The sequence below is a fragment of the Viridibacillus arenosi genome, from assembly GCF_001955655.1.
GTDB classification, from domain to species: domain Bacteria; phylum Bacillota; class Bacilli; order Bacillales_A; family Planococcaceae; genus Viridibacillus; species Viridibacillus arenosi.
In genome coordinates, this window is sequence record NZ_MSPW01000020.1 from 20,031 (window position 1) to 28,464 (window position 8,434).

General features: G+C 36.2%; 5 protein-coding genes. All 5 read right to left on the minus strand.

The window, feature by feature from the left end; translation table 11 throughout:
• Positions 1 to 382 precede the first annotated feature (382 nt).
• The 5 genes from BK137_RS20900 to BK137_RS20920 all read right to left on the minus strand — a co-directional run bounded on the left by BK137_RS20900 (position 383) and on the right by BK137_RS20920 (position 8,047).
• Positions 383 to 1,207 (minus strand): hypothetical protein, encoded by an 825-nt coding sequence (locus BK137_RS20900; RefSeq protein WP_038179932.1) that lies wholly within the window; start codon positions 1,205 to 1,207, stop codon positions 383 to 385.
• A gap of 524 nt (positions 1,208 to 1,731) precedes the next feature.
• Positions 1,732 to 4,293: a GW dipeptide domain-containing protein gene (locus BK137_RS20905; protein WP_038179935.1), complete on the minus strand. Its 2,562-nt coding sequence runs from the start codon at positions 4,291 to 4,293 to the stop codon at positions 1,732 to 1,734.
• Between the two features lie 529 nt (positions 4,294 to 4,822).
• Positions 4,823 to 6,376, minus strand: coding sequence for a glycosyltransferase (locus BK137_RS20910; protein ID WP_051448576.1), 1,554 nt, complete (start codon positions 6,374 to 6,376; stop codon positions 4,823 to 4,825).
• Between the two features lie 31 nt (positions 6,377 to 6,407).
• Positions 6,408 to 7,214, minus strand: coding sequence for a teichoic acids export ABC transporter ATP-binding subunit TagH (gene tagH / locus BK137_RS20915; RefSeq protein ID WP_038179937.1), 807 nt, complete (start codon positions 7,212 to 7,214; stop codon positions 6,408 to 6,410).
• A 23-nt stretch (positions 7,215 to 7,237) separates the two neighbouring features.
• A complete protein-coding gene (locus tag BK137_RS20920; protein WP_038179939.1) occupies positions 7,238 to 8,047 on the minus strand; it encodes an ABC transporter permease in 810 nt (269 codons plus the stop codon).
• Positions 8,048 to 8,434 lie beyond the last annotated feature (387 nt).

Consider the following 8,434-nt stretch of genomic DNA (forward strand, 5'->3'; position numbering starts at 1 on the left):
GGATTATTACGATAACGACTGTAAAGTTAGTAATATAATACCAATTGAGGTATATTTTTAACAAAATACATAAAATTATACCACAACCTATACTGCTAGTTACTTTTTTGTAACATAAGACACATACTCAAATAGAAGATGTCTGCCCTACTCTTCTTCTTTAACGATCCGCTCGCTAATATTTGCATCGAGTTTCTTCCTATTATATAGCAATATTTTCACTATTTAATCGCATAATTGAAAGCGCTATCATTTTATTGTTAGTGATTTATATGATTCTACTTTTAATAGCATACCTATTCTTCCATTACAAATATTACAGCCTGCATGTTAAATGTTACAGGCTGTAATATTTCTTCTACGCCACTAGTGACGTCTTTTTCTACTTAGTAGTATTCACTTTAATCGTATAAGGTGCTTTATCATAATCAGATGAGGTTCCGAAATATACTCCACTTGATACATTGACATAGTAGGTGCCTTTATCTACGGTTACCGTACCTGTGTGTGTTAATGTATTGTTTAATGTTTTCATCTTCAGCTGTTTAATTGTTTGCTTCTTGCTGTTTTGTAGTGCAATTTTAAATGGCGCTTTTAATTGTTTCTTTACTGTAATTTGGAGCTTCGTTTTTTTAGGCACTGTGATTTTGTAATAATCTTTCATATCATACATTTTAATATCTGCTTTATATGTGCTACCAAGCTTAATCGGTGTCGCAGTTTTTATCGTGTTGTTGTTTTCCTTTTCGTAGTTGGATGCTGCTTTGAAGGATACTTTGAATTTGACCTTCTCAACATTCCCTTCTGTGAAGGCGAATACATAGTAAGTTCCCTTTTTTACACCGACTGAATCGGTCATGATTGATTTGTTGTAATAGGCTTCTTTTGAACTGATAGCATAACTAATAATTGGTGAATTCACTTTCGGATCAAGTATGCCTACGTTTTCTAAGCTGTTCATAAGGAATAACGTGAATTCCTTGTTTTTTGGGGACTCGATTTGAAGCTTTGCAACCCCATCCTTTGGTATTTTCACTTGATACATATTCCCTGCTTCTTTGTTTTCATCCATGAGCAATGTTTTTGATAGCGTTTTGTTTAGTGGAATGGTTTCATAAACTTCCTCAGCATGACTTATGGTGCTGTTTAGACATACGGATATCATGACCATCACCGCCATCATTACTATGTACTTCATCATTTTCATTTCTTTCATCTCCAATCTATTTTGTTCCTTTTTAGTATACTAGGAAATTGGCTTTAAACCAATATTATCCATATATTTAGTTTTGTGATGGGGGTGGATTGTTGCGCTATCTGTGAGGTTTGTTGCGCGAAGTCTGGGGATTGTTGCACTATCTTGGATGTTTGTTGCGTTAAGTCCATTGTTTGTTGCGCTAACTTGATTGTTTGTTATTTAGCAGAACATTCACGTCCTATTAGATGATAATTTTTAGCTTTTTTGAGCAACATGTATAGTTGGAATCTATTTTAGCCGCTTTTTTAGTATTAGAAAGTTTGAATTCGCTCGATAGGATATTTAGATTGTTACGCTAGCTTCCAGTGTTTTTGCGTAATTTACTTAAATTGTAGTACTCGCTCAAATAATTCTTATTTAGAGTAAATTCGTGTCCTTTGCGTTATTTGGTGTATTGTGTGGAGTTTTGGCGTGAGAGGTCTAGTTCTCTTTAGACAAAAAAAGACCCCCTGCGTTTGCAGGGGGCACTCTTATTAGAATGTTGTTAATAGGCTGCCACTAATCCATAGTTTTTTGCCTGATTTAGGGGCGTATACTTGGTACCATGTGTCTTTTCCTACTATTTCTTTTTTCTTGTTACCGAAAATAGTGTAGACATGTTTTAGTGGTGCGTTGTTTGGTACTACTTCTTTGATCGTATCGCTTGTAGTCGCTCCTGCACTTGAGCGTAGGTTCGATTCGTCTTTTGTGAATGATAGATTATCTAGCGTAATTTCGTCTGTGCGTACCCAGCCTTGTGTGCCATTGTAAGCAATACGTAACCAGCGTGTGTTTTTGCCACTCGTATTTTTAAAGTCACGTACATCTGTATGGTACGCCTTTAATGTAATTACTTTTTCTTTGCCGTAAGTGCCAATCTTTTTCGAATACGCATATGGCATATAATAGATGTTCAAGTTACTCGCTGAAACTGTTGCTGTTACATCAGTTGGCAATTTTACGAATTGAGCTGGTTGTGCTTTAGACTCTGGCAGAATATGATCATATTCTTTTGGAGCTGTCATAACTTTTGTGCTCGCTGTTTTGCCGCTGTAGTCTGATGAGCTATAGGCTTTCATCTGTGCCATTAGGTTGGCAATTTTACGACTCCACTCTTTGTCTGTCGCATATTTTACATTCATACCTAATAATGTCGGACCGTTGTAATAAGCACCTGTAGTAGTTAGGTAATCACGATAGATTTTAAATGCATAGGCATTCAAGCCATCTTTTCCTGTTGGGAAGTATTTCGCACATGTGAAAGCACATGTGTCATATGCTTGGAAGCCAAAATAGTTGTTTTTATACTGTGAAATGGCTGAACTGCCCCAACCTGTTTCTAAAATTGCATGAGCTAGCATGAACTGTGCGTTAATACCTGCTTCATTTTGAACTTCTAAGAATGATGGTACTAACTTATATAGTACATTGTCTGTTGTTTTTCCTTTACTAATAAGGAATGAGCGCATTTGTGTAGCAGTTAGATCTGTAGATTTTCTTAAGTTTAATGCAATGTATGGATTGGTTTCTACGTAAGCTGAATTGATCCATACTGTTTTGCTTGATAATGTACCTTGATACCAAATACTTGAGCCGACTTTTTCTGTGCGAGTAACTTTGAACGTTTTCGCTCGGTATTTGCTTAAGTCGTAGACGATGTTATTTGTTGTACCGTATGGGATGTTATAAGCACTGCTTGTCCCTGCAATGTAAGTTGTAAATTTAGTTGTGTCTACAAGTGAATTGGTGTAAGTAGTTACATCACTTGCTTCTACCCATCCAACTACGGTTGTTGATGTTCCATTTGTGCGGCTAATTTGGTAGTAATCTTCATCTTCGTATAAAGCTTCTTTTTTAATATAAAAGGTTTCGTTAGTGTATGTGCTATTTGCTAAGATGTAGTCTTCTAGTTTTGTGATATCTTTGTAGATTTTCACTGTTTTACTAGAAAGGCGACCAAGGTAGCTAACGTCAGTTTCTTCTGGTTCTGCTGCTACTTCCACATATGCCTTTGTATATTTTGATGAAATCCAAATTGTTTTTGTACCGATTTTACCTTTGTACCAATCGGTGTTACCAATTCTTTCTGTTTTTGTTACGACAAATTTTGCGTTTTTATATTTTGTAAGGGTTTTGATGGCAACATCATTTGTGCCTCCCCAAATTTTCGTATAGGCTGAGCCGGTTCCTGTTAACGAAAGGGTTTTAGATTTTGTGCTGATGGCTTTATGGTTATAGGCTTTCGCATCTGTTGATTTGATCCAGCCGATGACTCCTGATGTTGCACTTTCTTTAGTGCTTAGTAGGTAGTATTTGCTCCCTTTATATGTAGCTTTCTTTTTAACATATAAAACAGTGTTGATATTGCTAGTTCCTGCTTTTGTATATGTTGATTTTGTGATATCTTTGAAAATTTTAGCTGAACTGCTATTAACTTTAGCTACGAAACTAACGCTCGTTTCTACAGGCTTTTCTGTTGGGACTGCTGAAGTATCAACAGTTGGCTTTGTTGATAGATGGCTGTTGTGAATCCATACTGTTTTGCCATTAAGCTTACCTTGGTACCATTTGCTTGTTGATGTAATTGTTGTTGTAGCTGAGAATTTAACGTTTTTGTATGATTTTAATGATGTGTAGATAGCATCTGTACTTCCCCACGGACTAACATATCCTCTACCCGAGCCTTTTAGATAGAATGTTTGGGCTTTTGTCGAAGTTAGGCTGTAGTTTCGGATTTTAAGGTCTGTAGATTTTACCCAGCCTAATTGTGTTTTTTTCGTATCTCCGAATTTGTAGATGGCATAGTATGTCACTCCGCCTGTTGTGGCTTTTTTATTGCTCATCATTACTTGCTTTGTTTGAGCTGTTGTTGCGACTTTACTTGTAGACTTTGCGTCTGGTTGTTGATAGATTTTCGCTTTTGTAGATTTAATGACTGTGATCTTGCTAATTGCTGTTGTTTTGTAACTTGCCGCAGCTTGAGTGCCGTTAGCTCCAATGATGAAAATCGCTAGTAGTAATGTACAGATGATTGTCCATGCGTGTTTTTTTATCATTTTCTACTTCCTTTCTTTTTCACTTTAATAGGTTCATATACGCGTCAGAAATGTTGGTTACTGATGGCTATTTGAGCTTTTTTATATTGCTTCAACAAAGTAGGTGGTCATTAGATATTGGCAATAATATAGTTTGTGTTTTCGTACGATGGTTAAATTGATGCAGAACTATAGACTTTTGCCTTACAAAAATTAGATTACTAGATTACACACATTCCATTATATAGTAAATTATATTAAAATTGTGTTGTAATACTTAAATTAGTTCTTTATTATCACATCTTATGACTTATGTAATTGTTGATATATTTTAAAAAAGCAGAGAATTTGTAATATAATGCATCATTTTATCTGATGTGTATATCGACCTATCACTATTCTCGTTAAGTATAGCTTATTAATAGTAGAGTTTGTCGTTACGATTATGTTACAAAATTGAGGAGTGGTATTTGATGTTCACTGTTTTTTATTATTTTTGGGGGTTAATAAGGTTTTGAGACGTAAAAAAAAGAGCTGCCCTAGGCAACTCTTAGATTTCTTGAGTATATAGATTGTGATTTTCGTTTACGACGTCTTGTAGTAATTTTGACCACTTTTCATAGTAACGCTCTGGTGAGTAATCTTTTAGCACAGTGTTACGTGCTTCGTTCCCCATCTTCACTACTAAATCATGGTTATTTAATAGATGAATGATTTTCTCCGCTAGTTGTTCACTGTCACCATTCGGGACAAGATAGCCATTTACACCATCTTCAATTACTTGAGATGGACCATAGTTAATGTCATAGCTAATTACTGGTGTCTTATTTGCTAGTGATTCAAGCATCGCTAGGCTGAAACCTTCGTATGCTGAAGTAACGAGCGAAACAGATGATGCCGCAAGTACTTCATGTACTTTGTTTGTGTAACCTTTAAGCTCGACACTATTTTCTAGCTTAAGCTCTTGAATCAGCTTATTTAGCGACTCTTCTTCATTGCCATTACCGTAAATGTCCAACTTCGCTTCCGGTACTTGTTCTACAACTAGTGAGAAGGCTTTGATCGCTTCGTCTAAACGTTTTTCTGGACTATAACGGGCAATCATCGACACAAGCTTCGGATTCTTTTCGATGTTAAAATCATTTACTTCTACACAGTTTGGGATGACATGGATATTACCACGGTTACCAATTTCTTTGTGTAGATCAAGTCGTTGTTGTTCTGTTAGCACTACGACCGGATACCCCTTTGGAATGACATCGAGTTTCGCTTGATACACTGTTCTATATGGGCTACCCAATTCGTATGGTGCAGAGAAATGATTTGAGTGTAACATATAAATTTTGTAGACAAGTTCATCGTCAATTGATGTCACTCGTGTAGTTGGTGCAGAACCATCACAAATGATGACAGGCTTAACTACTTCTACACGACATATTTCATTTAGCCAAAAATCATGGAATTCTTTGCTCGACGGGAAGTATTCGACCTTATCATAATCTGGACTGAATAAGTATACTTTTTGAAGCTTACCACTCTTGTTGTTATACCAAAGTGATAAGAAGCAAAAACCATCTTCCGTATAGAAACGCTCTTGGTTCTTTTTGTTGTTACTTGGATGATAAAGAACTTCCCGCTGAAGGAAACCAGTGTGGTGGAATTCTTCACGGCGTGTACGTACTCGGTTGTCGTCGAAGTAATCTATAAAGTTAATCGTGCCATCTTCATGCCACTTTTTATACTTTATATAAGTACCATTTTGGAAGTACCGAGCGAATTCACCACCATCTTCTACCCAGTAGCCTTCTTCGAATTTCTTTATTTGTTGCTCGAATTTAGCTTGAGCTGCAGATGATATCGTATTTTTTGTAAATTTTCTTCTATAGTAATCATAGACGTTTGTTATTTTTGCGCTTTTTGGAAGTTGCCCTGATAGCTTCAGTTCTTTTTCAATGATGTCATAGTTAAATTTGAAATCCATTGTTAGGAGTTCAATATCGTATTCATCATTAGCAAAAAGGCTGGCGCGCTTGAGCATAACTTTGTTGATGCCGCCTTTTTCGATGTCCATATCCCATGCTGTCATGAAGATTTTTCTTTTCATTAGGGGTTCACATCCTTTCTAGTGCAGTTATTTATTTCTTCTTTTTGGATCCATATTTTCGACGATCTGCAAGTTTCTTTTGGAAAGCTTTTTGATCTTCATATGAAAGTTTGTTGTATTGTTTGATGAAATCATTGTAGTTTTTCATAACGACATTTGTCGGGCCAAATTCTCTAAGTTGACCGCCTTCAATCCAAGCTATTTTGTTACAGAAGCTCGTTACTTGTCTTAAGTTATGGCTGACGAAGAAGATCGTTTTACCGCGTTTTTTGTATTCATTCATCTTGGCTAGTGATTTGTCTGCAAAGGTTTGATCCCCTACAGATAACGCTTCATCAATGACAATAATATCAGGGTCTGCTGTAACACTGATGGCGAAGCCTAGTTTAGACTTCATACCACTAGAGTATTTCTTTACAGGCTGATAGATGAAATCGCCTAGTTCTGAGAATTCGACAATTTGCGGTGTCACTTCATCAATCTTTTCTTTGCTGTAGCCCATTAATAGACATTTAAATTCGATATTTTCGATACCTGTTAGTTGGTTGTTTAAACCTGCATTTATGGCGATAACATTGACCTCACCTTTGGCAATTATTTCACCTGAAGAGGGAGGAATAATTCCGCCAATGATGTTGCTAAGGGTAGATTTACCAGAGCCATTTATACCTACTAGCCCAACTACATCTCCTTCTTCAACGGCAAATGATATGCCATCGATAGCATTGAAGTCAGAGCCCATTTTACCCGGGAAAAGTAGATCGCCTATTTGTTCTTTTTTTGATCTATACATACGATATTTTTTAGTTACATTTTTTATAATGACTGATTCTGTCATGTTTTATGTCCTCCATGTTACTTTTAGATAAAGTCAGAGAAACGGTTTCTGAATTTAAAGTGTGCTGATGAACCAATTATCAATAGTACGAGAATAAGTCCCCAGTTATATAGCGTTAGTTGCCAGTGTGTAACTACAAACCATTCGTTATACAGTAGTGATGCGCGATATCCATTTGCTAAATAATAGAATGGATTTAGTGTCAATAAACCTTGTACCCATTCAGGGAAATTTTGACTTCGGTCCCATAGGATTGGTGATAAGAAGAACATCCCTTGTAAAACGGATTGAATTAGCATCTGTACATCACGTACTACGACTGTCAATGTTGAAGTTAATAGTGTAATACTAAACGCAAAAATATAACTCATCGCTAGGAAATAAATAAGCTGTATATAATAAATACTCGGGGCGTAACCCTTTATCCAAAAGACGACCATAATGCCGCCCACTAATGCTAGATGACCGTAAAACTTCCCAGTAATAATGTAGCTTGGTAGTACGGATAACGGGAAGTTCATCTTGGCGACCATGGAATACTTTTGATATATCGCTTTTGAACCATTTAATATAGCTTTGTTGATAAAGAACCACATTGAGATCCCCGCAAGCATCCAGTAGACATATGGCACCCCGTCCAATTCAGATTTCCCACGGAGTCCAACTCCGAAGACAACATAGTACATAGCCATTTGAATTGCCGGGTTAAGTACTTCCCAGATGAATCCTAGATAGTTGTTCTGATTATCAATTTTTAGTTGGAATTTTGCTAGTCTTTGTACCATATAAAAAGACGATATTTGTTCTTTAATGATATTAATAAATGCTTTCATATTGTTTTTTCCTCAATTCCTCGAATTTCATTAAGGGATGTTTTTGTCGCATTGTTTCGTATAAATGATAGCTTAATTGTAGAATGATTGGTTATCATGACGCTATTGTTTTCGAAAAGATGCATTTTCGCATTTTGGCGATATTATCTTCCATCATTTTGTAGCTCTGTTAAAAGTCTTGAAAGTGTATGATGACGGCATTTTATCACGCCAAATATTATATATATTACCATAAAAACATACACCATAGTATATCATATAATATCCTTTAATTCTGTTTTCAAAACGTAAAGATATGAGAGAAATTAACAGTTGTGTTGATGGGGTGTGTAGATTTTGGTTTTTGGGGTGGATTTGGGGTTGATTGCGGGGGGGGTGGCGCTACTC